Origin of the sequence: Paenibacillus sp. MAEPY2 (assembly GCF_000499205.1) — a bacterium.
Lineage (GTDB): Bacteria > Bacillota > Bacilli > Paenibacillales > Paenibacillaceae > Paenibacillus > Paenibacillus vandeheii.
In genome coordinates this window covers 177,733-203,965 of the sequence record NZ_AWUK01000001.1, presented here as the reverse complement: position 1 = coordinate 203,965, position 26,233 = coordinate 177,733, and the positions used below count along the sequence as shown (strand labels likewise).

At 47.2% G+C, this 26,233-nt stretch carries 19 protein-coding genes and 2 tRNA genes; 2 read left to right on the top strand and 19 right to left on the bottom strand.

The window, feature by feature from the left end:
* Window positions 1-90 precede the first annotated feature (90 nt).
* From pheT to leuB, 14 genes are all read right to left on the bottom strand, one after another.
* A complete protein-coding gene (pheT, locus tag P364_RS0101145) occupies window positions 91-2,544 on the bottom strand; it encodes a phenylalanine--tRNA ligase subunit beta (protein ID WP_024628332.1) in 2,454 nt (817 codons plus the stop codon).
* A 72-nt stretch (window positions 2,545-2,616) separates the two neighbouring features.
* Entirely contained in the window at window positions 2,617-3,651 is a 1,035-nt protein-coding gene (gene pheS / locus P364_RS0101140; protein ID WP_024628331.1) for a phenylalanine--tRNA ligase subunit alpha, read from the bottom strand.
* Window positions 3,652-4,111: 460 nt separating this feature from the next.
* Window positions 4,112-6,004, bottom strand: coding sequence for a ribosomal protection-like ABC-F family protein (gene abc-f / locus P364_RS0101135; protein WP_024628330.1), 1,893 nt, complete (start codon window positions 6,002-6,004; stop codon window positions 4,112-4,114).
* A gap of 481 nt (window positions 6,005-6,485) precedes the next feature.
* A tRNA-Gly gene (locus P364_RS0101130) sits at window positions 6,486-6,556 on the bottom strand.
* Between the two features lie 11 nt (window positions 6,557-6,567).
* Window positions 6,568-6,641 (bottom strand) — tRNA-Pro (locus P364_RS0101125).
* Between the two features lie 144 nt (window positions 6,642-6,785).
* Entirely contained in the window at window positions 6,786-8,912 is a 2,127-nt protein-coding gene (locus P364_RS0101120; RefSeq protein ID WP_024628329.1) for a bifunctional diguanylate cyclase/phosphodiesterase, read from the bottom strand.
* Window positions 8,913-9,318: 406 nt separating this feature from the next.
* The gene (locus P364_RS0101115) at window positions 9,319-10,275 is read right to left on the bottom strand and encodes an aldolase catalytic domain-containing protein (RefSeq protein WP_024628328.1); all 957 of its coding nucleotides are present in this window, start codon (window positions 10,273-10,275) and stop codon (window positions 9,319-9,321) included.
* An 83-nt stretch (window positions 10,276-10,358) separates the two neighbouring features.
* Window positions 10,359-11,675 (bottom strand): DUF4129 domain-containing protein, encoded by a 1,317-nt coding sequence (locus P364_RS0101110; protein ID WP_024628327.1) that lies wholly within the window; start codon window positions 11,673-11,675, stop codon window positions 10,359-10,361.
* Window positions 11,672-12,787 (bottom strand): DUF58 domain-containing protein, encoded by a 1,116-nt coding sequence (locus tag P364_RS0101105; protein ID WP_024628326.1) that lies wholly within the window; start codon window positions 12,785-12,787, stop codon window positions 11,672-11,674. Before P364_RS0101105 ends, P364_RS0101110 begins: the two co-directional genes overlap by 4 nt.
* Before the next feature lie 3 nt (window positions 12,788-12,790).
* Window positions 12,791-13,759, bottom strand: a complete 969-nt coding sequence (locus P364_RS0101100) for an AAA family ATPase (protein WP_024628325.1) — start codon at window positions 13,757-13,759, stop codon at window positions 12,791-12,793.
* Window positions 13,760-13,886: 127 nt separating this feature from the next.
* Entirely contained in the window at window positions 13,887-14,990 is a 1,104-nt protein-coding gene (locus P364_RS0101095; RefSeq protein WP_024628324.1) for an ATP-binding protein, read from the bottom strand.
* A 442-nt stretch (window positions 14,991-15,432) separates the two neighbouring features.
* The gene (locus P364_RS0101090; RefSeq protein WP_024628323.1) at window positions 15,433-15,849 is read right to left on the bottom strand and encodes a hypothetical protein; all 417 of its coding nucleotides are present in this window, start codon (window positions 15,847-15,849) and stop codon (window positions 15,433-15,435) included.
* 357 nt (window positions 15,850-16,206) lie between these two features.
* Window positions 16,207-16,746 carry a peroxiredoxin gene (locus tag P364_RS0101085; protein ID WP_024628322.1) on the bottom strand — a complete coding sequence of 180 codons (540 nt, stop codon included), beginning with the start codon at window positions 16,744-16,746 and terminating at the stop codon, window positions 16,207-16,209.
* 273 nt (window positions 16,747-17,019) lie between these two features.
* On the bottom strand, window positions 17,020-18,105 hold the full coding sequence (leuB, locus tag P364_RS0101080; protein ID WP_024628321.1) for a 3-isopropylmalate dehydrogenase: 1,086 nt from the start codon (window positions 18,103-18,105) through the stop codon (window positions 17,020-17,022).
* Between the two features lie 231 nt (window positions 18,106-18,336).
* Between leuB and P364_RS0101075 the strand changes: the two genes are divergently transcribed.
* Entirely contained in the window at window positions 18,337-19,317 is a 981-nt protein-coding gene (locus tag P364_RS0101075; RefSeq protein ID WP_024628320.1) for an aldo/keto reductase, read from the top strand.
* A gap of 228 nt (window positions 19,318-19,545) precedes the next feature.
* Here the strand turns inward: P364_RS0101075 and P364_RS0101070 are convergent, their stop codons facing one another.
* The 4 genes from P364_RS0101070 to ilvB form a co-directional block, all read right to left on the bottom strand.
* Window positions 19,546-21,087 carry a 2-isopropylmalate synthase gene (locus tag P364_RS0101070; RefSeq protein WP_024628319.1) on the bottom strand — a complete coding sequence of 514 codons (1,542 nt, stop codon included), beginning with the start codon at window positions 21,085-21,087 and terminating at the stop codon, window positions 19,546-19,548.
* A gap of 122 nt (window positions 21,088-21,209) precedes the next feature.
* Complete coding sequence (ilvC, locus tag P364_RS0101065) at window positions 21,210-22,202, bottom strand: ketol-acid reductoisomerase (RefSeq protein ID WP_024628318.1); 993 nt, start codon at window positions 22,200-22,202, stop codon at window positions 21,210-21,212.
* Between the two features lie 301 nt (window positions 22,203-22,503).
* A complete protein-coding gene (ilvN, locus tag P364_RS0101060) occupies window positions 22,504-22,986 on the bottom strand; it encodes an acetolactate synthase small subunit (RefSeq protein ID WP_024628317.1) in 483 nt (160 codons plus the stop codon).
* Window positions 22,983-24,734 carry a biosynthetic-type acetolactate synthase large subunit gene (gene ilvB, locus P364_RS0101055; protein ID WP_024628316.1) on the bottom strand — a complete coding sequence of 584 codons (1,752 nt, stop codon included), beginning with the start codon at window positions 24,732-24,734 and terminating at the stop codon, window positions 22,983-22,985. Before ilvB ends, ilvN begins: the two co-directional genes overlap by 4 nt.
* A gap of 601 nt (window positions 24,735-25,335) precedes the next feature.
* On the opposite strand from ilvB, the gene P364_RS0101050 reads away from it, so the two are divergent.
* Window positions 25,336-25,779, top strand: a complete 444-nt coding sequence (locus P364_RS0101050; RefSeq protein WP_024628315.1) for a GNAT family N-acetyltransferase — start codon at window positions 25,336-25,338, stop codon at window positions 25,777-25,779.
* Window positions 25,780-25,785: 6 nt separating this feature from the next.
* Here P364_RS0101050 and P364_RS0101045 read toward each other — a convergent pair whose 3' ends face one another.
* Window positions 25,786-26,160, bottom strand: a complete 375-nt coding sequence (locus P364_RS0101045; RefSeq protein WP_024628314.1) for a hypothetical protein — start codon at window positions 26,158-26,160, stop codon at window positions 25,786-25,788.
* Window positions 26,161-26,233 lie beyond the last annotated feature (73 nt).

The following is a 26,233-nucleotide window of genomic DNA, read 5'->3' as shown; positions in this document are numbered from 1 at the left end:
AAAAAAGTCACATCGATCCTCTAATGCTAAGGATTCGATGTGACTTCAAGCAATTCCTGCTAATCTTTGTTCAAAAAATTGACTTATGTTCTATTTACGCAATTCGGCTCCAAATTGCTCCTCCAGACGAGCAACAACACGAGCATGAACCTCGGTAATTTCCTCATCTGTCAATGTGCGTTCACGATTGCGATAAACGAGAGCCATCGCTACACTCTTCTTGTCTTCACCCAATTTGCTGCCTGTGAACACGTCGAATACCTGTACGGTTTGCAGCAGCTCACCGGCAGATTCACGAATCGCACGCAGCATATCCCCAGCTTCGATATCTTTACTCACAACAACCGCGATATCCCGCTCAACTGCAGGGAAACGTGGAAGCTCACGATAACGGATATCCGTATCAGCGTCACCATAGATGGCTTCAAGCCCGATCTCAGCAAGGTATACATCGTTCAGATCATATTGCTGCTGCAGTTCAGGGTGCAATTGCCCCATCGCACCAATCAATTTGCCTTCTCCACCATCTTTTGCTTCCAAATATACCGATGCGGAGCGCCCAGGATGGAAACCTTCTGGACTGTTTGCCATCAGGCGAATACGCTGCTCCAGACCTACATAGGCGAACAGGTTCTCAAGTGCACCTTTCAGATCGAAGAAGTCCACTTTCTCTGCTCCTACATTCCACTGCTGGGATGCACGGTTTCCTGTGAGCAACAAGCTCAGGACCGGAATTTCATGCGGCTGCTTCGTCAGCTTCTCTTCTTCAGTAAAGAACACACTGCCCACTTCGAATACAGCCAGTGAATCATGCTTGCGGTTCATGTTATACACCGCTGCATCCAGCATTTGCGGCAAAATGCTTTTGCGAAGCACACTGCGATCCTCACTCATTGGCATAGCCAGCTTCACAGCTTTACTGCCTTCTGTCAGAGCAGGGAACAAGGAAACTTTATCCGGGTGTACGAACGAATAGCTGATCATTTCCTGCCAGCCACTACCTGCAAACAGGCCACGAATGGTACGGCGCATCGCTTGCGAACGCGTATAAGCACCCGGTGTCGTTGGTCCTTCAATCAATGTGGTTGGAATATTGTCGTATCCGTACAGACGGGCAACCTCTTCAAACAGATCCACATCAAGTGTAATATCCCCTCTGCGGCTTGGCACTTCAACATCCAGCAGACCCTGCTGCGCATCACCACATGCAAAGTGCAAACGAGCGAAAATGGTTTTCACTTCAAGCAGGGACAACTCGGTTCCCAGATAGCGATTCAGTTTCTCCAGCGACAGCTGTACAACACGTTTATCCGCAGCAGCTGTTCCTGCTTCCACAATTCCCTGATGAACTTCGCCTTCTGCATAACGCTGGATCAACTCAGCCGCACGGTCCAATGCTGTAATAACAGCAGCCGGGTCGACTTCCTTCTCAAAACGCATGCTTGCTTCGGAACGCAGCCCCAGTTGGCGCGACGTTTTCCGAACAGTTCCGCCATCAAACTTGGCGGATTCCAGCAACAGATTCACAGTGGTTTCCGTTACCTCGGAATTCTCGCCACCCATTACACCCGCGATGGCTACCGGTTTCACGCCATCGGTAATGAGCAGCATATGCGGCTCCAGCTTGCGCTCCTGGCTATCCAGCGTCACGATCGTTTCGCCTTCTTTGGCCATTCGCACTTCAATATGGCCCTTCTCCAACTTATCTGCATCAAAAGCATGCAGCGGCTGTCCGTATTCCAGCATGACATAGTTCGTGATGTCGACGATATTATTGATCGGACGGATGCCAGCAGCCATCAAACGATTTTGCATCCACTGCGGGGAAGCTCCCAGCTTGATCCCTGTTACATAACGGGCTGCATAATGACTGCATTGTTCGCCAGCTGTAATCTCAACCGAGATATGGTTCGCAGCCGCATCACCGATTTCCACCAACTTTTGAGTCGGATCAGGCAGTTTCACTTCACGACCGAGAATGGCACCCACTTCATAAGCTGCACCAAGCATGCTCAGACAGTCGGAGCGGTTCGGTGTCAGATCCAGTTCAAGCACATGATCATCAAGACCAAGCACCTGGCTGATTGGTGTGCCAATTTCCGTTTGTGCAGGTAGAACAAGAATGCCTTCCTGTTGGTCCTTCGGCAGCAATTTGTCGTTCATGCCTAATTCTTTCGCAGAGCAGATCATGCCAAGGGATACAACACCGCGTAGCTTGGCTTTTTTGATATCAAGTCCACCAGGGAGCTTCGCTCCAACCAGGGCAACGACTACCTTTTGACCCGCATCCACATTTTTCGCACCACATACGATCTGCAGATCTTCTTCCTGTCCGGCATCAATTACACATACATTCAGCTTGTCGGCATCAGGATGCTTCTCCTTGCTCTTCACGTAACCGACAACCACTTTGTTCACGCCCTGGTTCCGGTTCTCTACTACATCAATCTCAATCCCCGCACGGGTGATTTTCTCTGCCAACTCCTGCGGTTCCACGCCTTCCAGCGCAATATAATCAGACAGCCAATCTGTCGATACTCTCATGGACGTTCACTTCCTAATCTATGAATTGGTGTTGCAAATGAAGGGCGTTCGCCCTGTATGCTACTTCGGTAATTACAGGCGTCCAAATTGTTTCAGGAACGCCATATCACTGTTGTAGAAATGACGAATATCATCAATGCCATATTTCAGCATGGCGATACGCTCTACGCCCATTCCGAATGCAAACCCACTGTATTTCTCCGGATCATAACCGCCCATCTCAAGTACTTTCGGATGAACCATACCGCCGCCCAAAATCTCAAGCCAGCCCGTCTGTTTACATACCCGGCAGCCACTGCCACCACATTGCACGCAAGTGACATCCACTTCAGCACTCGGCTCGGTGAACGGGAAGAAGCTTGGACGCAGACGAATTTCAGTGTGTGAACCGAACATTTCGCGTACGAATTGCAGCAAGGTGCCTTTCAGGTCACTCATGCGAATATTCTCGCTAATGACCAAACCCTCAACCTGATTGAACTGGAACGAATGCGTCGCATCGTCATCGTCCCGACGGTATACTTTACCCGGACAGATGACTTTAACTGGCACTTCACCTTTCATGCTTTGCATGGTACGAACTTGAACCGGTGACGTATGCGTACGCATCAACAGGTCTTCTGTCACATAGAAGGAATCCTGCATATCACGCGCCGGGTGATTCTTCGGCAGATTCAATGCCTCGAAGTTGTAATAATCCATCTCAACCTCAGGACCTTCTGCTACACGATATCCCATACCGATGAAAATATCTTCGATTTCCTGTACCACTTTGGTCAGTGGATGCAGTCCGCCTTGACGTCCGCGACGTCCGGGCAGGGTCACATCAATTTTCTCGGATTGCAGACGTTTCGCTGTCTCTTCCTTCTGGAACTGCTCCTGCTTGCTGTCGATGACCTCTTCAATTGCGCCACGAACATCATTGGCGACCTGACCAATCACCGGACGTTCCTCTGCACTAAGCGCACCCATACCGCGCAAAATCTCAGTCAGTGCACCCTTTTTCCCCAAATACTTTACACGCAGATCACTCAGCGTCTGTGGATCGTTTACGCCGGACAGTTGTTCCAGCGCTTCGATCTTTAATGCCTCCAAACGTTCTTTCATGTGTAAATGCCCCCTTTATGTGGTGTTAATGCAACAAAAAAAGGCCTTCTCTCCCCTGAAGGGACGAAAAGACCGTGGTACCACCCTTGTTAGACAATCAGTGCTGCCCGGCCCTTCCGGCCTGCAACATGTTTGCCTCACTCTATACGGAATAACGACCGTTAACCGTTACCCCCTACTAACTCCTGCGATGGATCGCAAGATATGGTTCAGGGAACCGCTCCGGAGTGAATTTCAGCAGCCTTGTTCTACAGAAACGCTCTCAATCTACGGCGCTTCCTCCCTGTCCAGAGGCACTGCTTACTTGTCTCCATCATCACGTTTTCATGTCAGAAAAAAACTTCAAATTTACTGATGATCGTCCATTATTATATGCAAAATCGCTCGAAATAGCAAGCCGTAAAGCCGCTTGATCCATCGTTAAGCCCAAAAGCAAAACGACAAAAGCTTAATCAATGGATTACTTGTGTTTTCTCAGCTCGCGCAGCTGTTTCAAACGATGTTGAATTTCGCGAACTTCGGCAACTTCAGCCGTCCGCTCAATTACATCATTAGGATTAGTCAACATCTCATTGCTCGCACTCCTCATAGGAGATAACAACTCAGACAAACGCATTTCAAGCCGTAACCGTTCATCATCTGACTCCCGAATCTCAAGGGCGGATTCTCGCAATTTGATGGATTGCTCCCAGTCCTCCACTCCACCGTCAAACAGTGTAACCTTTCCACCGGGCTCCAGATCAAGCAAGCGGTTAGCGAGTACTTTGGTCAGCATACGATCATGGGATACGAGCACCAGTGCTCCGGATGCCTGCTTCAATATATTCTCCATCACTTCCTGTGTGTCAATATCCAGATAATTGGTCGGTTCATCCAGCACCAGCAAGTTGGCTCCACCGAAGTACAAACGCAGGAATGCAACTCTGCACTTCTCCCCCATACTCAAATCCCCAATACGTTTGAACACATCATCTCTCGAAAATAAAAAGCATCCCAGAATGGTGCGTGCAGCACTTTGTGTCATGGATGGAAGACTAAGCAAACTGTCCAGAAGCGTCTGACTTTCCGGTAATCCCTCAAGCTCTTGCGAAAAATAACCAACCTTTAGCTGCGGATGACGTGTCACCTTGCCTTGCGAAGGTTCCAACTCCCCAATCATCAGCTTGAGCAGCGTTGTCTTGCCTGTGCCATTGGGACCGCGTACAGCAAGACGATCTCCGCGTTCGACCACAATCCGGAGATTGCGAAGCAATGTCGGGCTTCCCGGATAACCAAAACTGGCATCTTCCAGTGCAAGGAGCTGGCGGGCAGCCAGCGTGTTCACTTGCAGCTCCATGTTCAATTTCGCAGCTTCACGAGGTTTATCCACCCGCTCTTTCTCCAGCCGCTCCAGTTGCTTTTGCTTGGCATGGTAGCGGGAAATGTTCTTGTTGGCTTTGGCTTTGTAAAAGCTCTGGGTGATTTTGACCTCCACATCAGTCGCTGAATTATGTGCCTGATGAAACCACTGCTGATAATTGCGGATCGTCTCTTCTAGCGCTTTCCGTTCCAGTTCCTGCTTGCGATAGGTTGCTTCCTGCTCACGCAATTCACGTTCCTTATGGTCTTTGTAATTCGTGTAACCCCCCTTATATTTGGTCAGGGCACCCGGGCTAAACTCAATCACACCCGTTGCAACCTGATCTATAAAGGTCCGGTCATGAGAGACAAACAATAATGTTCCTGCATAGGTGGACAGCCATTCTTCAAGCCAGCGCATACTCTCTTCATCCAGATGATTCGTCGGTTCATCCAAAATCAGAAATTTCGGTTTACTGACCAGTAATCCCGCGAGACGAGCCTTCGTTTTTTGACCACCACTCAAGGAATGATACGGCCTGCTCCAATGGTCAGACGATAACCCGAGACGTGTCAGCACCTTCTCTACCTCAGTCTCCCACATATACCCGTTCAGTTGCTCATATTGTTCCATCGCTATTGTATAAGCTTCAAGCAGCCGCTGCTCATCTGCCGCTCCACTCTTGCCCATAAGCTGTTCCAACTCTTCCAAGTCACGCTTCACCTCGTAGATCCGTCCACTTTCCTGACGGACGGCATCAAGCACATTCGTCTCCGGTTTGATCAAGGAGCGCTGACGCATGAATCCCCACTCCTGTTGCGGAACGTGGCGTTCGATTCGTCCACCGCCATCTTCTTCTCCAAGAATGATGCGTAACAAGGTCGTCTTGCCACACCCGTTGCGGCCCAGAATGGCGAGCCGCTCGCCTTCATTTATTTCCAGATTCAATCCTGCGAATAATTCATTCCCGTTCCACTCTTTCGATACTTCATGTAGGCGTACCATTGTCATCATGAGGCCTCATCCTTCCTGCAATTCAAAATAAAAAAACCGCTGGCATCAGCCGGCGGTCTGGCAATTCAGGATTGGATAAAGCGTCAAAAAACAAACATAAGATACCCATGGCATGAACAAATAACCCTAAAAGGGTACACACAAGCCAGAACAGCCTGCCTGTTTCCATACCTGATCCCATAGCTGAATTTGGACACACGAATCCCCTCATTGCTCAGCCGCTTTGGCTGACTGCGTCAATACACTCTCTGCAGTTACTGGGGTTGAATTCATGTGTTTTACTTCATGGGACGTATGGTTACCTCTCATTCATGTGTAGTATCGATTTCTCCGTTATTGTACCAGATGATGGGGAAAAAGCAAAGGTCTTGAATTTGGAGTCAGTAATATTCTCCCTCCTAACGCGACTAGGAATACACTAACTTCGAAAAAAAAGAAGAAACCCTTGTTTCCACAAGGGTTTCAGGTGTTGCATTAGTTAAGCGGGTGATGGGAATCGAACCCACGCTATTAGCTTGGAAGGCTAAAGTTCTACCATTGAACTACACCCGCGCGAATGACGATCGGGACGACACGATTTGAACATGCGACCCCCTGGTCCCAAACCAGGTGCTCTACCAAGCTGAGCTACGTCCCGTCAAGTTCCGGGGAACATTAACATGAATTTTACAAAATTAATATACCATGATCATCCAACGCTTGCAACTTCTTTTTACTATTTCTCCCTCCCCCGTTACGGAAAATTAAAAAGACAGAAGCGTGTCCACGCCCCTGCCTATCCTTAACCTGTGGGTTTATCCACATCTCTCAAAAACTTTTTTTCAAAATCGGCTGGCAAAATCGGTTTGCTGAAAAAATACCCTTGAGCCTCATGACAATGCTGATCGCGAAGGAACGAAAGCTGGTCCTCATTTTCAACGCCCTCAGCCGTTACCTTTAACTGCAAGTGATGCGCCATCGATGTTATGGTCGATACAATCGCCGCGTTGTTACTGTCCTCCATCACTTCATTGACAAAGGAACGGTCAATCTTGAGGCGGTCAATCGGCAGATCTTTCAGATAATGCAGCGAGCTGTACCCGGTGCCAAAATCATCAATACTGATGTGCACACCAATTTCTTTAATTTTACGTAACTGTTCAAAGGCCCGATCTTTATCAAACGTCATGCTCTCGGTAATCTCCAGTTCAAGCCACACCGGTTCCAAGCCCGTTTCCTTGAGAATGCCGCTGATGTTATCCAGCAGATGGGAGTGCCTGAACTGCCTCATGGACAAGTTAACCGACACACACAGCTTGCGGTAACCCGCTTCCTGCCATTGTTTATTCTGAGCACATGCCTCACGCAGTACCCATTCTCCAAGCGGTACGATCAGCCCACTCTCCTCAGCAAGAGGAATAAATTCCGCAGGGGATACTGACCCTCTTAGCGGATGCTGCCAGCGTACCAAAGCCTCCATACCCACTATTAAGCCACTCTCCAGATTGACCTGCGGCTGATACACCAGATAGAATTGCCCGCGATCCAGCGCTTTGCGCAAATCATTCTCAAGCTGCAAACGTTCCTGGGCTTTCATCTGCATTGCATGGGCATATCGGTTTAGCTCCATTCCCTGCTCTTTGGCATTATGCAGCGCCGTATCCGCATTCTGAATGATCTCCTCCGGTGAGTCCCCGTCATGCGGGAATATTGCCATACCAATACCCAGCGTGAGATGATACTCGTTTCCATCTACAGTTACAGGTTTTTCGAACAGCTGCAAGATTGATCTTGTCCGCCGCAATGCCGTATCTGTTGTGCTGAAATCTGTCATCGTGAGTACGAATTCATCTCTTCCCAGTCCGAATACTTCCTCTCCCGGGAGCGAAGAATGCTTCAAACGCTGACCTACCTGACGAAGTACACGGTTAGCCGCCTGTTGGCCCAATGAATCATTAATTGTTTTGAATCGGTTAATATTTAATACCAACACTCCGACAAGCTGCTCCTCTACCATAGCTGCATCCATCATCACTTTCAGTCGTTGAGAAAGGCGACGGCGATTGGGCAGCCCTGTCACATCATCATGGTGAGCAATAAAGTTCATTTTTGCCTCAGCCACCTGCTGCTTGAGGAAAGGCGTATCCACCACAGACGAATATAGCCCCTTCTGGATGAAGAAATAGCCAAAACAATTGCTTAATAGACCCAGCAACAGATTGAGATCATTAATTTTCGTAGCCGAAACAAAGTAACATTCTCCATAGAAAAAACAGAGGATTGCGCAAAGTACGGTAGATAGATCACGATCTTTTCCTTTTTTCCATTGAATGAATAACATGACCGCAGTCACGCTATACAGAATGCCGACCAGGAAATGAAATCGGGTAAACATGCCGCCAAGCACATTCCCCTCCAGCAAGTTCGGAAGTACAGCCCATTCCTGAATAGCCAATGTATACAAAACAATAAAAATACCGAGCGTTCCGCCGAACAGTAAAAATTTGCGCGGTAACGCAATTTCCCTCTCGCTGACTGCATATATGAACAGCAAACCTGCCGCACAAACAAGAGATCCAAGCGACATCATCTTCAGCGAGAACTCCGACTCCATCATCGCACCATTTGGCATCTCTTCCGCAAAAGAAACGATGTGAACCAATTCAAATAAACCAATCAATAAAAACAACGTTGTCATAAGGACCCTTCGGAGGGTCAGTCTTTGAGTCTGGAATAACCAGCTTTGATTATAGATGCCGATACAGGCCGCTGCCGCAGCGAATCCACCCAAGAGTGTCAAAACCGAGTAACCCGATATGATCAGATCAGAGCTTGCAGAGGAACGAAACCATTGATTTGCGAGGAAACACAATAAGCCGCCTATCGCGACCCAACCTATTTTTCTCTGATCTTGCTGATTAGCCTTCATGCCGTGTTTTTCCTTCCCGGGATCACCTATCCTGAAATAACATTAACGATATAAATCTACTTTGTTACAATATTCGACATTTTATTATATCTACCAACGTTCAAGTCACATGTGAATACATGCTATCTGGTACATAATAACATTTATTTCCGCAGACGTGAACAAAAAAATGAGCACTCCTAGGAATATTTATTCATAGATATGTAGAAAAACAAGGCAATAAGAACTAAAAAAACATGAACTCCCCATCGGAGTTCATGTTTTTTTTGAATTTGCAACTGTATTTTAGACTAATTTTCGTATTACGTGCACCATTCGACTTAAAACGCTAATGCGCTAAAGTTATAGATGTATTAGATCCAGCTCTGGTTCACTGGAAGCCCAATTCAACAATGATGCAATCTGTTTATTTGTCAAAACTCACTTCTGGTGTTGTCAATTTATCATAGAAATCAACAACCTTGTCTTTGTCTTCGGACGAACGCAGTGCCATCGCGGAGCGAGGATGCTCGTCCAACGTACCTGTAATCATGTAAGGCAAAATGTAACCCCATTCTTCCTTCTCACGGAGAGGGACCATCAATTGCTCCAACACACCAAGGACTGGACGCAGATTGTATTTCGTGCCTTTCAGATGAGCAACGAGCAGTTCAGTCGGGCAGTTCCCTGCAGCACGTCCCATGCCGTATACGGAAGCATCCAGCAGTTCAACGCCAAGCTCTGCTGCTACCAATGTGTTGGAGAAGGCGAGCTGCATGTTATTATGTGTATGAACACCAAGACGTTTGTTCGGCAGATGAGTCTTGAACTTCTCCACCAGGTATTTCACATCGTTATGATCCAGGCTACCATAGGAGTCTACTATGTATACAACATCCACAGCGCTTTCCTTGATCAGTTCAAATGCTTCCAGCAGTTCATTTTCCATAACATTAGACAATGCCATAATATTCAGCGTTGTTTCATATCCACGATCATGGAACGTTTGAACCAGGGCTAGAGCCTTATCTACATCTTTGCTGTAGCAGGCTACACGGATCAGATCCAGCATGCTTTCGCTGCGCGGCAGAATGTCATTCTCGTCCACACGTCCAACGTCAACCAGTGCAGACAATTTGGTGTTGCCTTTTTGAGGAATAACTTTGCGCAGGAAGTCATCATTCAGAAAACGCCATGGTCCTGCTTCTTCCGCACCTTTCAAGAGCTTAGGTGAGTTTTTGTATCCAATTTCCATATAATCAACGCCAGCTTCATTCAATCCAGCATAGAGCTGTTGAACAAAGTCCACGCTAAAGTCCCAGTTATTTACCAATCCGCCATCACGGATTGTACAATCTACAATTTTGCAATGATTTGTCTTCATTAATGTCTGCTCCTTTTCTGACCAACTTGTGTATTCCTCTCATGATACTTGAACGTAACAAGAAAAGTAAAGGGATTCCCGACTTATTTACTTCGATAAGATTTCCATATCCGATCCATCTCACTCATCTCGGAATCTTCTGGAGATTTCTTTCCATAGCGCACAGCGTTATAGGTATCTGGCAGCATCGCAGAGAGCCTCTGTTCATCTTCTCTAGCTCCGTGCTGAACAATCGTCTCCGCAGCCTCCAGTGGCGTATGTGCACGCTGTATATCCACCCCCCGGTGTGCAGCTCTGTCGATCCACTTCCGATAATAGTATCGAACACGTTCAGCTTCCTGGGAGGGCAGCGGCTCCTTCTTGCGGAACCAGGATTTGCGCGTTTTTGCCGGCGCCTCTAACGTTTCGCTGATGTCCACATACTCCGTCCTGGGTTCTACCTTCTTCTGACCTGGCTGCAGCAGCCCTTTGAAACGCTCCAAAAGTTTATTTATGGCCTTTTGCCCCAGACGCAGGATAAGCCACAGAATAACAACGGCAACAGCCCCCATGACGATCCAACCCAGGATATCCCAGAAAATAGAGGGTTCCCCTGGCTGTTCCATTCCTTCAGGTAGCATCGGCGGTTCATCTGGAGCTGTAGACGGAGTAAGAGGCTCCTGATTGGAATTCGAACCTATTAATCCTCTGATCCATGCAAGCAGACGGTCACGCAGTGGACCTAGCCAGGCAACAAGACTGGGAAAAGCGCCGATCCCTGCGATCACAATCAGCATCCATAACAGACGCTGGTGATTCGCCCGGGCAAACTCACGCAGCACAATCCTTCTTGAGCCATCATTTAATGTCGCCCGATCCAGCTGCACACTGTACTGACCTACCAACCATCCAGCAAAACTGATGACTCCCGCTGTATAAATGGTTCCGGTGTACATCAGGAGGGGTTGCATGAATTCAATCCCGTTGGCTGCCCCACTGAGCACAATTGCACTGACCACACCCCAAATCTGCAAGCGCCAAATCAAAATCGAACGGAAGACAGGTTGAAAATTCAACCCAATATAGGCTGAGATCACACCCCATACTACTGCCGTGAGCAAATCTGGTAGCGGAAGAACGCCTACTATTGCAATAACTAATGAGACCAGCACCCCCATAACCAACGCTGCACCCCATCGAATAAAAGTGTTTTTTTCGCTAATGGTTGGTAACCTGTGCTGCACCCACTGACCTAACCAACCAGCTACAACAAAGATACTCATTAGTATATACGCCAAAGGTCCGGTTGCATAAAGGGCTGTTAGGGTCAGAAGCGGATAAAGATATAAGCCGATCAACAGAACGGCCGACATGGATAAAAGCGCTCTTTCTTTGGTACTGGTACTGTTGGCATCATTCATGCACTCACCGCCTTAGCATCGCTTTTCCCACCCTCTACCGGGAGTATGGTCACACGGTGTCCTTGCTCATGCAAACGCGCAATTTCATGCTCCATGGCTGGAGATACATAGGACGTAATTAAGAGATAACTGCGAACCTGCTGGGCATCTTCATTGCGTTCTACTTCATCACTCAGAAACTGCTCCATGGGAACCATGCATTTTAACTCCGTCTCCGCCATAGCTTCCAGCAGCATTTCCAGATGTGGACTGCCGTAATCCGGCTCAATTCGTAATGGTTCACGCCCTCCACTTACTCGGTAGCCATTATGAGCAAATCCTGCGGGCAACCCTCTTCCGATCGCATCTACCGCTGCAGTTGCCGCATAACGGAGTGCACGTTCGATCATCTCCGGGCGGGTAACGACACTCCACATATCCGCAGACTCCTGAATGTTGACCACAATCCAGGATTGAGGGTCCGCAGTCCATCCCTGCTTGTACACCTGCAATTCTCCCGTACGTGCACTCGCTTTCCAATGAATACGGTTCATCGGATCACCCGCACCATAGGGACGTACCCCGAGGATCAGAAAGGGATCTTCGACAATCCAACGGGATACCTCAACCTCACCCTGCCATACCTGATAGATCGCAGGCAGATCCTCCGCATGAACAAGTGAAGGATATACAACCATGGACAGATGAACGGGGATTGGCTTCGAGGTACGCCAAAGGCCAAACAAATCCCCTCCGGTCATTGTCACGGTGTTCAACGTATATATCCCACGTCTGCTGCATACAAAAGGATGCTTGCGGGTAATACGAGTAAACGGTTTCAAAGTGAAGATACTTTTATGATTCTGATAAATATCTCCCTGACTGATATCCATGCCCGAGCCGGATCGAAATACAAATGATACGGGCATCATAGCTTCAAGTCTAAGCCATGGAACCGAAATTCGTTTTTCATTCGCAATGGTCTCTACCATCTCCAGCTCATCTCCGGCGTAACAGCGTGTTTTGCTGAACTGTCGGGTATACTTCAGCTTGCGTAAAGCGGGACGTCCAAACCATATGCCGTGTACTCCAATAACAATACCTCCAACAATGACAAGCCATAGTAATGCCATAAGTTATCGCCCATTGCCTGCAGCAAGATTCTCCGTCGGCACTTCAATCTGGCTCAAAAGTTCCTGAATAATGCGTTCCGCCAAGCCCTCTTGCTGCCTCACCCGGTTGCGGAATACAAGTCGATGGGCGAGGACAGGCTCTGCCAATATTTTAATATCATCAGGGAGCACAAAGTCTCTGCCATGTAATGCAGCCCAAGCCTGACTTGCCTTGAGCAATGCCTGAGCTCCACGTGGACTTACGCCAAGTGAAAGCTCGGGATGCTGCCTCGTAGCTTCTGTCAGATGAATAATATAGCGCAACAGATCTTCGTCAATCTGGACCGATGTATACGTGTTCTGCGCCTCAAGCAATTGCTCACGACTAATGATCGCGGACAGATCAGCAACAGAACGGCTCGCTACCGTACGTCTCAGAATTTCCACACTTTCTTCACTGCTTGGATAGCCCATTCGAATCTTCATCATAAAACGATCCATCTGTGCCTCCGGTAAAGGGAAGGTTCCCTGGTTATCTACCGGGTTTTGCGTAGCAATGACGATAAATGGTCGCTCCAGCTGTCTGGTCGAACCATCAATACTAATCTGCCGTTCTTCCATACACTCCAGCAAACTCGACTGAGTACGCGGTGTAGCCCGGTTGATCTCATCGGCCAGCACCAAATTGGCAAACAGAGGGCCAGGTCTGAACTCAAAGTCGCCTTCCTTTTGGTTGAAGAAATGAATACCCGTCAAATCGGAGGGCAACAGATCCGGTGTGAACTGAATACGCTGAAAGGTGCAATTCAATGAAGAGGCTACCGATTTTGCCAACATGGTTTTCCCCGTACCTGGCACGTCCTCCAGCAGAACATGTCCTGAAGCAATGATGGCTGTCATCACAAGCTCAATCGTTTGGTCTTTCCCCACAATGATCTTCCCTACATGATCCATTAGCTGCTTGTTCATTTGTTCCATTCCCTGGATATTCATAATTGGTTTTTCCTCCCGTGAATTGAGCATATGTATTCGCATTCATTCTAACTATAACCCTAATCGTCCTAACAAAAAACAACAGGAACCGGCGGGTAGCCAATTCCTGTTCGTTCTGCTTTTGCCTTTACACCAAGGGAAGCATAATGATGAACCGGGTACCTTCCCCTTTTTTGCTATCCACTGAGATGTTGCCTCCGTGATTCTTAATAATGCGGTAACTCACGGAAAGTCCCAGCCCCGTCCCGCTCTCCTTAGTGGTGAAAAATGGGTCAAACAAGCGTACAAGCGTGTTGTGGTCCATTCCCTGTCCATTGTCGGCAATGGAGATCTGCACATACTTGTTCTCGGTTCCCGTGGAGATCCGAATCATACCTGCGTGCTCTTCGCCCACATCCTCGATGGCATCCATCGCATTTTTGACCATATTCAAAATTACCTGCTTAATCTGTTTGACATCAATGGACACATTTAACGGGACTTCAGCTTCATCCAGGGTAATCTCGCATCCCTTCATTAATCCTTCGCTTTCTGTCAGCAGGACCACCTCTTTGAGCAAAGAGTTAACAGACATAATGGTCTTCTGAGGAGCTGACGGTTTCGAGGAATTCAGAAATTCGTAGATAATGTCGTTCGCCCTGTCAATCTCCGTTAGAATGATTCGAGCGTACTCGTCTTTCCCCAATTGCAACAAATGGGGCCGAAGCAACTGGATAAATCCGCGGATAGCCGTCAAAGGATTGCGGATTTCATGGGCAATAGATGCCGAAATCCGCCCCAACATTGCAAGTTTGTCATTTTGATAAGCGGTCTGCTCAATCTGTTTATAATCGGAAACATCCTTCACACTGAATAGGAAGTCTCCATCCATCTGATCCCCGTACGTTACTGTAACTAACCAATGCCTGCCATACTCGTCAATCAATTCATGATAGCGCTTACGATGAAAGATGGTTTCCCGATAAATCCGTAAAATTTTCTTTTTCTTGAATCGGCTCATCTGTGGATGATGCAGCATTTGCATCAGGGTGCAGCCGCTCAACAAACTTCTAGGAAGCTCCAACAATTTTGCCATCTGAACGTTAATAAACGTCAGTACACCATTACTGTCAAACAACATAATACCGCTATCCAGATGCTCCAGGACATTCTCATACTTGTTGTTATCCAGATGTACAGGCGGGAATCCATTCGTTGGTCGAGGCACTGTATCCTGAAATTCACTAATCATGTCAGGTTCCTCCTTTTCACGTAAATGATAAACTTGCCATTCGGACATCATATCATCACAGAAACAGGAAGGGCCGATTTTATATTCATTACCGGTGCCCTTTCATTAGGGGGCTGAGCCGAAAATATGGATGGCATGTCCGGAACCCAAGCTGGTCTATTCCGGGTAACCAAGAGTCGATCCGGAAAACATTATACGTCTGTTCCATTCTAAGCTTCTCCTATTCCCAAACACGAACATTTTTTGCTCCGCCTCTTTTGCAAGTCTGTTTTTATCATAGACAAGTTTATAGAAGGGAGTCAATCGGAGAAAGTGTCGAATGGAAATTATTTTAAGAAAAACCGTGAATTAGTTTCTCCATACAACAAAAACGAAGCTTTTTCGCTTTATTGGCGAATCAGCTTCGTTCGTATAGTTTAAATTTTAAATAATTCAATTCAATCTATAGTCCACTCTTGTTATGCTGAATTTTGAGTCTGCGCTGACTCATGACGGCTAACCGACGCTTGAGTTCGCTTTCCCATTTCTCATCCTTCATTTCCTTGGCAAGCCGAAGCAGATCCAGAGACATGTCGATCTGACGCTGTACAATGACCATAGCATCCTCGCTTTCACGATTCACGCAATTTTCAAAAATCGCATCTTCATCTTCCGTCACGTAATCTTGAAAATCAATCTCCGACGCACCATCTCCATGCGCATATTCAGCCAAAATTTCATATTCATTTTCCACTTTATAATGCACTTCTACCCGGTGACATACCGGACAAAACAGCAGGGGAACATTATGAACCTGGGTGCGGTAATGCTTCAGCGTGCCCTTTGTTCCCACCATACTTGCCCCACAACAGTAACTCATTTTTGTTCACCCTCCTTATAACGTGCCGAGACTTTTTAATGGACAGCAGTCCCGTACACTTCAAGCACTTCCAAAAAAGGAATAGTTCCATCAGTGTATCACATTCATGTACAAATTATAAATGCAGAGCACCGGAATATTTACCGGGTTTCCATACCCTATTCGCCTTAAGGCCCTTCGATTCCTCTTTCCAAAGATAAAATGAAGGCATTCTTCTATTACATCATTACCACGTTGACGTCCCTGTTTAAACAATTTTCTTCCTATAAGGCTTATATTCTGGCAAAAGGGTGCAAAAAGCCCTCAATCCCATGAGGGATGAGGGCTTGAACTACAAACGTTCAAGTTAAATCAGGCTTACAGGTTGTTGTCGCCTGGTTTCCAGTTCATTGCACACAATCCACCGGATTGCAGAGCTTGCAGTACGCGAAGTGTTTCTTCAACACTGCGGCCTACATCATTGTGGTTAACCACTTGATATTTCAATTCGCCTTCTGGATCAATGATGAACAGGCCGCGCAGTGCAACGCCTTCTTCTTCGATCAGAATGCCATAATCTTTAGCAACTTGTTTCGTGATATCGGACGCCAATGGGAAGTTCAATTGACCCAGACCATTGCTGTCTTTAGGTGTGTTGATCCAAGCTTTGTGGCTGTGTACGGAGTCAACGCTCACGCCAAGAACTTCAGTATCCAAAGCTTTGAATTGCTCAGCAGCATCACTCAAAGCTGTAATTTCAGTTGGGCACACAAAAGTGAAATCCAAAGGATAAAAGAAAAATACGAGCCATTTGCCACGATAATCGGACAGTTTTACGGAACCAAAGTCTTGTCCATCTCCCGATACTGTTTCCATTGCAAAATCCGGTGCGGGTCTACCAACCAAACGTTCTGCCATAACTAACAATTCCTCCTTTGGGATTATGTAAGCACTCAAGTTGAATGCTCATCATTAAGAAAAACGTGAACGTTTTTCTTCTAATTAAAGTAATATTGTTACTTGATAACAAGTACAAGTAAAATGTTATCATCCGGACTTCTCAAAGTCAAGATTATAATCGTTGTTTTTTTATAATAATTATAAATAAGGATTTTTCGTGGCAAAAATCATAAAGGAACAGCCCTCTGCAATCCCGGATCGGAGCAAAGAGCTGTTCTGTTATTCCTATTATTACGCCTGTTTCTGAATTGCCGCGACGATCAGATCGCCCATTTCCGTCGTGCTAATTGCTTTGCTCTTGTCTACAGCGATGTCACTCGTACGATGTCCTGCATTCAGCACATCAGACACAGCTGCTTCAATTGCGTCAGCACCTTCCGCATAACCAAAGGTTGTACGGAACATCAATGCCAGCGAAAGGATTGTTGCGATCGGATTCGCCAGTCCTTGACCTGCGATATCCGGTGCTGAACCGTGTACTGGCTCATACAAACCAAAGCTGCCTTCACCCAGCGATGCGGATGCCAGCATGCCGATCGAACCTGTCAGCATCGCTGCTTCATCACTAAGGATATCTCCGAACATATTTTCAGTCACGATTACGTCAAAGCTGGATGGACGACGCAGCAGCTGCATTGCACAGTTGTCAACAAGTACATGTTCCACTTCAACATCCGGATATTCCGGTGCTACACGGTTAACGACTTCTCTCCAAAGACGGGAAGTTTCGAGCACGTTGGCTTTATCTACAGAAGCCAGCCTCTTGCTGCGTCCTTGAGCAATTACAAACGCCTGACGAACGATGCGCTCCACTTCGGTTACATTATATACACATGTATCTACGGCTTCCTCGCCTTGTGCACCTTCACGTCTGAACTTTTCACCAAAGTAGATTCCTCCGGTCAACTCACGCACGACCATCAGATCCGTACCTTCCAGCACTTCCGGTTTCAAGGTGGAAGCATCCTTCAAGCAATCAAATACGACGGCCGGACGCAGGTTCGAGAACAGTCCGAGCGCTTTACGAATGCCAAGCAAGCCTGTTTCCGGACGCAATTCTTTGCTGTTGTTGTCCCATTTTGGACCGCCAACGGCTCCAAGCAGCACGGCATCCGCACTTTTACATACGGTCAGTGTTTCTTCAGGAAGCGGTGTACCTTTCTCATCAATGGCGATTCCACCAAACAGTGCATGCTCTGTCTCAAAACGGTATCCGAACACTTCCTCCGTACGTTTGAGAACTTTTTCTGCCTCGGCTACAACTTCAGGACCGATTCCGTCGCCTGCGATTACTGCAATTTTTTTCACGTCTGCCATGGGTTGTCCACTCCTTATATCGATTCATTCGATTGTTCGCTTCAATAATTAACGTGTCATTTATAACTCTCTCTTTTGTATCATATTCAGAGGTCATTTGACCAAGATATACAATCTATGACTATAATAGTTTTTGCCTATAAGTGGTTTTGGATTGGTTGTTCTGTACCTCTGACTGAGTTAAAATAAAGCCTGAAGACAAATTCAGGTAACTCAGGAGGGATTGCAATCATGCAATACACGTACTTGGGAAAATCAGGTCTTAAAGTCAGCCGGATCTGTCTCGGCACAATGAATTTTGGGCCTGCTACAGACGAAAAAGAGGCATTCCGTATCATGGATGCGGCACTCGATGCCGGTGTGAACTTTTTTGATACCGCTAACATTTATGGCTGGGGCGAAAATTCGGGTCTCACCGAGGAGATCATTGGACGCTGGTTTAAACAGGGCGGCGGCAGACGTGAAAAAGTCGTTCTGGCGACCAAAGTCTATGGCTCCATGCACGATGATACAGACGGTCCAAACAACGATGCCGGTCTCTCCGCTTACAAAATCAGACGTCATCTGGAAGGTTCCCTCCGCCGCCTGCAAACCGATCATGTTGAACTCTACCAGATGCACCATGTTGATCCTGCTATTTCGTGGGACGAGCTGTGGGGCGCATTTGAGAACGCTGTTCATCAGGGCAAAATTGGTTATGTAGGTTCAAGCAACTTTGCTGGGTGGCAGATTGCCGTTGCTCAAAGTGAAGCCAAGAATCGTCATTTCCTCGGGCTTGTATCCGAGCAGCATAAATACAGTCTCAACTGCCGTTTGCCTGAGCTCGAAGTGCTGCCCGCAGCGAAAGAGCTGGGCCTTGGCGTTATTCCGTGGAGTCCGCTTGATGGTGGGTTACTCGGACGTAATGCGCTCCAAAAGCTGGAAGGCACACGCAGTGGTGGCATTGCTGAACGGATTGAGTCCCATCAAACGCAGCTGGAACAATTCGCGGCACTTTGCCGTGAACTCGGCGAACCACAGGATACCATAGCTTTGGCCTGGGTTGCTGCTAATCCGGCAGTTACCGCACCCATTATTGGGCCCCGTACGCTGGAGCAGTTTGAAACGGCACTCAAATGTTTGGATGTTACTTTGGATGAAGCGGTCCTCAAACGTTTGGATGAAATCTTTCCGGGTCCGGGAGGACAAGCTCCGAATGCATATGCTTGGTAAAAGCTTAACGGCTTAAACTGAATACATCTTTTTAACGAAAAATGCTCTATATATAAATCAATTATCCTATGATATGACAACAAAAAAAGTCTGACCTTCACATGTTGAGGGTCAGACTTTTTATGTACCTCACTGCACTGACACACCCCGGATGGGAACTCCATCTCAGCTTCTCCAGCCAGACGAATTCCAGTCCAATGAAGAGCTTTGCTTGCTGCAAATGATATGTTACAGGTTCACATTAACGCGATTCGTGTAAGTCTTGCGTTTCTCTATCAATTTGTTCAAGCCATCTACATAAGCACGTGCACTGGCACCCAGAATATCGGTACTTACGCCACGTCCTTGTACAGATATTTCGTTTTGAGTAAGTACGACATGAACCTCACCCAATGCATCCTTACCATGCGTAACCGATTTGATCGAGTAGTCGGATAGCGTTACCTCTTCTCCGCTCACTTGGTCAATAGCATTATAAATGGCATCAACAGACCCATTACCTTCAGCTTTTTGTTCCACCGTATCACCCTCAAGTGTTGCAATACGAACTTTAGCCGTTGGAATGGATTCATCACCATACGTCACAAAGATGGATTCCAGTTTAAACACTTCAGGTGCATCCTGCAATTTCTCTTCGATGACCGCCAGCAAATCCTCATCTGTCACTTCTTTTTTCTTATCAGCCAGATCTTTGAATTGGGCAAAAGCACGGTTCAATGCTTCATCTTCCAGTTCATAACCTAGCTCAATCAAGCGCTCACGGAAGGCATGACGTCCCGAGTGTTTACCCAATACGAGCTTGCTTTCCTTGAGACCGATGGTCTCTGGCGTCATAATTTCGTAGGTTGTTTTCTCCTTCAGCATGCCATCCTGGTGAATTCCGGATTCGTGTGCAAACGCATTCGCACCAACAATCGCTTTATTCCCAGGCACAACCATACCCGTCAAACGACTCACGAGACGACTGGTCCGAGCAATTTCAGAAAGCTGCAGCGTAGTTTTCGCCTGGAAAAATTCCTGACGTGTCTCCAGTGCCATGGCAATTTCTTCAATCGCGGTATTACCTGCACGTTCACCAATGCCGTTGATGGTGCCCTCAATCTGATCGGCTCCGTTCAGAATCGCTGCGAGTGTGTTGGCAGTTGCCATCCCCAGGTCGTTATGACAGTGTGCACTCAGCTGCACCTTATCAATGTTGTGTACGTTTTCCTTGAGATGTTTGAAAATGTTTCCGTATTCGTATGGGCTCAGATAGCCAACGGTATCCGGGATATTTACAACAGCTGCGCCTTCTTCCACAGCCATATTCACCATCTCAACGAGGAAATCATACTCGGTCCGACCTGCATCCTCCAAAGAGAATTCAATCTTCGAAAAAGTATTCTTCGCATAGCGGATGGCTGACCGAGCTGTATCGAGAACTTGAACTCTGTCCATCCGCAATTTATGCTGGCGATGAATGGGGGAAGTTGCCAAAAAGATGTGGATACACGGGTCTTGAGCGCCCTTCAACGCCTCTTTCACCGCATCGATATCCTGCTCTCTGGAGCGGGACAAGCCAATGACGGTAACATTTTTGACCGCTTTGGCTACTGCATTAACCGCAGCCAAATCGCCTGGAGAGGCCGCGGGGAAACCGGCTTCCATCCTGTCAATACCAAGCCGCTCGAGCTGGTGCGCAATTTCCACCTTTTCACGAGTGTTCAGATTGACCCCCGGGGATTGTTCTCCATCACGCAGCGTTGTGTCAAATACATAGATTTTACGCACGCCTCGCACCTCCTAGACTTGTATTTTATGTTCCTCTAAACCAGTAATAGCGGCACACGCATATGCACGGCCGCTATTCCCGGTTAAAGCTGTAAGTTTACTTGATTACCTTAAAGCCGATGTTACTTCTTGATCCAGTGCATCATCTCACGCAATTGTCCGCCAACCACTTCGATTGGGTGTTCAGCTTCGTTGCGACGAGTTGCTGTCAGGAACGCACGGCCGGATTGGTTTTCCAGGATGAAGTCACGTGCAAATTTACCTTGTTGGATATCTGTCAGGACTTCTTTCATTGCTTTTTTCGTATCTTCAGTTACCACACGAGGTCCAGTTACATAGTCACCGTACTCCGCTGTGTTACTGATGGAATCACGCATGCTTGCAAGTCCACCTTCATACATCAGGTCAACGATCAGTTTCAATTCGTGCAGACACTCGAAGTATGCCATTTCAGGAGCATAACCCGCTTCTGTCAACGTTTCGAATCCAGCTTTTACCAGGGCACTTACACCGCCACACAGAACAGCTTGCTCACCGAACAGGTCTGTTTCTGTTTCTTCACGGAAGGAAGTTTCGATAACCCCTGCACGCGTGCAACCGATACCTTTGGCATAAGCCAAACCGATATCTTTTGCTTTACCTGTTGCGTCTTGCTCAATTGCGATCAGGCCCGGTACACCGAAACCTTCCACGTAGGTACGACGTACCATGTGGCCAGGGGACTTAGGAGCTACCAGCAATACATCGCTGTCTTTTGGAGCAACGATTTGACCGAAATGAACGTTGAAACCGTGGGAGAAGAGCAATGCTGCGCCTTTTTTCAGGTTTGGTTCGATTTCGTTTTTGTATACAGATGCTTGTGTTTCGTCAGGGAGCAGAATTTGAACTACATCTGCACGGCTAGTTGCTTCAGCCGGGGACAGAACTTCAAATCCGTCATTTTTTGCAGTGTCAAAAGATTTACCTTCACGAAGTCCGATGACTACGTTCAATCCACTGTCACGCAGGTTTTGAGCTTGGGCATGGCCCTGGCTACCGTAACCGATGACCGCAATCGTTTTTCCTTTCAATACGCTAAGCTCTGCATCCTGTTCATAATAAGTAGTTACTGGCATGTTTATAAGTCCTCCTTTGTATTGTAAAGAACCCTTCATTAATGAGCGGGTGTCTCAAGGGACCGGCACGCTTTTCCTGCTATAGCGTCTCTGGTCTGATCCGATCCGTTCAGACACCCGCCCGTTAATGCGGGTGTGTGGCTATATTGTCAAGCGTTACATCACTAAAATGTTAAATTGCAACTTGTACGGGACTGGCACCTCATCTAAGATTAACGGTATATTTCAAATCCGTGCTGCTAACATACCTTTGTCGTTCCATTGATAAGCATCAGACCATGCTCTTTTTCAATATGACTGTTTATACGTTACCTCGTACCAATGCAGTTATTCCTGTACGTGACAGTTCGCGAATGCCATAGGGCTTAAGCAATTCAATCATCGCATCAATTTTATCCGTATCTCCGACCACCTGTACAATCAGACTGCCTGGACCAACATCTACAACAGAGGCGCGGAATGTCTCCACCACACCCAGAATTTCTGGACGTTCGGATGGCTCTGCCTTTACCTTGATCAATGCAAGTTCACGGGCAACCATCGGTTTCAGACTGAAATCAACCACTTTGATGACATCAATGATTTTGTACAGTTGCTTTTCAATCTGTTCCAGCGTTTTGTCATCACCGATTGTCACAATGACCATCCGGGACAAACCCGGTTCCTCGGATTGACCCACCGTGATGCTCTCAATGTTGAATCCCCGTCGACCGAACAACCCTGATACCCGCTGCAGGACGCCAGGCTGATCGTTGACCAATATCGAAATCGTATGTCTAATCATTCCTCAGCATCCCCCATCAGCATTTGATCGATTGTCGCTCCTTGCGGAACCATTGGATAAACATTTTCTTCCTTGCGAACTACGAATTCAACAACGACCGGTCCTGGTGTATCCAGGGCTTCTTGCCAAGCACGCTCAGCTTCTTCCTTGTTGGTTGCACGCAATCCTTTTACCCCATAAGCTTCAGCAAGTTTTACAAAATCAGGGCTTCCTGCCAGATCAATATGACTGTAACGGTTCTCATAGATGATCTCTTGCCACTGACGTACCATTCCAAGCACCTGATTGTTGATAATAACAATCTTCACCGGGATGTTGTTAATGGCACAAATCGCAAGTTCCTGAGAACACATCTGCATGCCGCCGTCACCGTTAATGGAAATAACAAGTCTGTCCGGGTTGGCCATTTGAGCACCGATTGCAGAAGGGAATCCAAAACCCATCGTTCCCAGTCCACCGGAAGTTACCCATGAACGCGGTTGGTTGAATTTGTAATATTGTGCTGCCCACATTTGATGCTGGCCAACGTCCGTAGTCACGATTGCTTCGCCCTTGGTTGTATCATTCAGCATTTCCACAACCCACTGCGGTTTCAATACTTCCTCTGAATCTGTGTAGCTGTAAGGTTTCTCTTGTTTCCATTGTTTGATCTGGTCTCTCCATGCGTCTGCACGTCCAGCGCGTTGAACCTCTTTGTTCGCTATTTCCAGAACCGTCTTCACATCACCAACGATTGGAATGTCCGTTGCAATGTTTTTGCCAATCTCAGCCGGATCAATGTCAATGTGCACAATTTTGGCATGTGGAGCGAATCCGTCCAGCTTGCCTGTTACCCGGTCATCGAAGCGTGCTCCGATGTTAATCAGCAAATCCGATTTTTGAATCGCCTGATTGGAAGTGTATGTTCCGTGCATCCCCGGCATCCCGGTCCACAATTCGTGACCACTCGGGAATGCTCCAAGTCCAAGAAGTGTAGTTGTGATTGGAATGCCTGTCTTTTCCACAAATTCGAACAGCGCTTCGTGTCCACCGGAGTAAACTACACCGCCGCCTGCCAGAATCATCGGACGCTCTGCTTCCTGAATCGCCTGAGCCAGACGATCAACCTGAAGTTTGTTCGGTACTGTCCGTGGGTTGTACCCTCTCAATATAACAGGTTCAGTCACGGGTTCAAACAACGTTTTGTTAGCCGATACATCCTTCGGAATGTCGATCAATACGGGACCTTTACGTCCTGTATTCGCAATATGAAATGCCTCATGAATGACACGGGACAAATCTTTTACGTCTTTTACCAGATAACTATGTTTGGTGATTGGCATCGTGATTCCGGTAATATCCGCTTCCTGGAAAGCATCAGAGCCAATCAGACTGGAAATGACATTTCCCGTAATGACTACGAGTGGTACGGAATCCATATACGCTGTTGCAATACCCGTAACCAGATTCGTTGCTCCAGGTCCGGAGGTAGCGATACAGACACCCACTTTTCCGCTCGCCCGTGCATATCCGTCAGCTGCATGAATGGCGCCTTGTTCGTGACGGGTTAACACGTGCTTGAAATCCTCGAAACCATACATCGCATCGTAAATGTACAACACTGCGCCGCCCGGGTAACCAAAAACACACTCTACACCTTCCAGCAACAAGCTTCTCAGCAGAATTTCGGAACCGCTAATGACCTCCGGCTTCATCCATTTTTCACGTAATTCATCTGTCGATCGTACTTCTGGAATTTGAGCTCCCATCAGTCATCCTCCTCTCGGAATTTACATCATTCTGACATTTAAAGTTACAAAAAAAACCTTCCATCCCTGCAAACAAGTTCATGCTTGCGAGGGACGAAAGGTTATTGCTTCCGTGGTACCACCCAACTTTGTCCGAAATTTCGCAATAACGGACCTTACCAGGTACAAAAAATGATAGACCAAACGGACATACCCGTTCTCCATACCTGTTGTCTGTAACGCAGACATACGATTTTCCCTAATAACCCAATGGAGTGACATCCAATGCTTTTCAGGAAAACAGCTCCGAGGTGAGCTCGTATATAAGGGATAATGGTGGTGGTTTCAGCAATTCCAGCCACTCTCTGAGCAAAAGAGCCCTTAAAACTTCGTCCTCTTCATAGCCGATGAAATATTCTCGTTAAATGTTAGGAACATTATATGATTCCTCCAACCGATAAGTCAATACCCCTTTTGTATAAAAATTCAGAACGTCCCTAATCCTTCATCCCCAATATTTAACGTTACCCCAATACCTGCGCTTCATTCAGTCACCTTTCAACTCGCCTCAGGCATAGGATATACGAGCAGCACGACTGGTCCTGAAAGGAGGCTTCCGATGGTGATTCGGCAACGTAAATCCAAGCTGGATGATGCCGCCATAATGAGGCTGATTGACTCTCAACTTGTTCCTCTATCTCATATGAGTGAAAGTGAAATCAATAAAATTCGCAAAGAAATACCCCTGCGAATGAACAGGGGCATGACCTTTGTTGTCTCACCGAATCCTGACAACGAAGCTGTCGCATTCATCCATTTTCTCATGCACGGCGAACTGCTGTATGTGGATATGATGGCTGTTGCCCCAAAAGAACAGCGAAAAAGGTACGGCCAGACTTTGCTGCTCAAAGCGGAAAACTTTGCGGCATCTCGAGGTTGCAAAAGATCCAAAGTGATGGTTGACGAAGGCAATACAAAAGGACTTCGATTTTACCAAAAAAATGGATATAGCACGATTCGATACATTATGTTAAGCCGCTGCTACGAGTTGGAAAAAACATTATAAATCGGTTTAGAAAAAGCCTGGTGGCCGTGGTCCGTAGGGTCCATATCCAGGTCCTGGTCCATATCCACCACCAAATCCCGGTCCGTACCCTGGGCCTGGTTTTGGTCCCGGGCCATATCCCGGACCAGCACCTGGACCAAAACCGAATCCAGGACCAGAGCCGTAAGCATAAGGCAGCGTACCGATGGCGAGCAGATCAAATAATACCAATGGCAAAATGGCTTTGGTGCGTACTTTTTTGCCAACTGAGCGTTTCAGCACCAATTTATTGCCCGATACTTTCAACAGCCTCCCGGTCACCCGAGTACCGTCTTTTTTGATCGCAACAATATTTTTGCCTATTAATTTCATCGCTTCATCACGCGTAACTTGTTGTTTCATACTTTCCCCTCCTCCTCGGATCGTTCAAAACAGTGTATTCGTCCAGAGCCGGCTTCGCCTGTTTCTTTGTCCC

What these genes read in the sequence shown, in the direction of transcription:
- P364_RS0101095 (WP_024628324.1), bottom strand. Translation starts at nt 14,990, where the DNA reads ATGATTAGTGAATTTCAGGATACAGTGCCTCGACCAACGAATGGATTC.
- ilvN (WP_024628317.1), bottom strand. Translation starts at nt 22,986, where the DNA reads ATGATTAGACATACGATTTCGATATTGGTCAACGATCAGCCTGGCGTC.
- P364_RS0101085 (WP_024628322.1), bottom strand. Translation starts at nt 16,746, where the DNA reads ATGGCAGAACGTTTGGTTGGTAGACCCGCACCGGATTTTGCAATGGAA.
- leuB (WP_024628321.1), bottom strand. Translation starts at nt 18,105, where the DNA reads ATGGCAGACGTGAAAAAAATTGCAGTAATCGCAGGCGACGGAATCGGT.
- P364_RS0101105 (WP_024628326.1), bottom strand. Translation starts at nt 12,787, where the DNA reads ATGGCATTACTATGGCTTGTCATTGTTGGAGGTATTGTTATTGGAGTA.
- abc-f (WP_024628330.1), bottom strand. Translation starts at nt 6,004, where the DNA reads ATGATGACAATGGTACGCCTACATGAAGTATCGAAAGAGTGGAACGGG.
- P364_RS0101045 (WP_024628314.1), bottom strand. Translation starts at nt 26,160, where the DNA reads ATGAAACAACAAGTTACGCGTGATGAAGCGATGAAATTAATAGGCAAA.
- P364_RS0101110 (WP_024628327.1), bottom strand. Translation starts at nt 11,675, where the DNA reads ATGAATGATGCCAACAGTACCAGTACCAAAGAAAGAGCGCTTTTATCC.
- P364_RS0101115 (WP_024628328.1), bottom strand. Translation starts at nt 10,275, where the DNA reads ATGAAGACAAATCATTGCAAAATTGTAGATTGTACAATCCGTGATGGC.
- P364_RS0101075 (WP_024628320.1), top strand. Translation starts at nt 18,337, where the DNA reads ATGCAATACACGTACTTGGGAAAATCAGGTCTTAAAGTCAGCCGGATC.
- ilvC (WP_024628318.1), bottom strand. Translation starts at nt 22,202, where the DNA reads ATGCCAGTAACTACTTATTATGAACAGGATGCAGAGCTTAGCGTATTG.
- P364_RS0101100 (WP_024628325.1), bottom strand. Translation starts at nt 13,759, where the DNA reads ATGAATATCCAGGGAATGGAACAAATGAACAAGCAGCTAATGGATCAT.
- ilvB (WP_024628316.1), bottom strand. Translation starts at nt 24,734, where the DNA reads ATGGGAGCTCAAATTCCAGAAGTACGATCGACAGATGAATTACGTGAA.
- pheT (WP_024628332.1), bottom strand. Translation starts at nt 2,544, where the DNA reads ATGAGAGTATCGACAGATTGGCTGTCTGATTATATTGCGCTGGAAGGC.
- pheS (WP_024628331.1), bottom strand. Translation starts at nt 3,651, where the DNA reads ATGAAAGAACGTTTGGAGGCATTAAAGATCGAAGCGCTGGAACAACTG.
- P364_RS0101090 (WP_024628323.1), bottom strand. Translation starts at nt 15,849, where the DNA reads ATGAGTTACTGTTGTGGGGCAAGTATGGTGGGAACAAAGGGCACGCTG.
- P364_RS0101120 (WP_024628329.1), bottom strand. Translation starts at nt 8,912, where the DNA reads ATGAAGGCTAATCAGCAAGATCAGAGAAAAATAGGTTGGGTCGCGATA.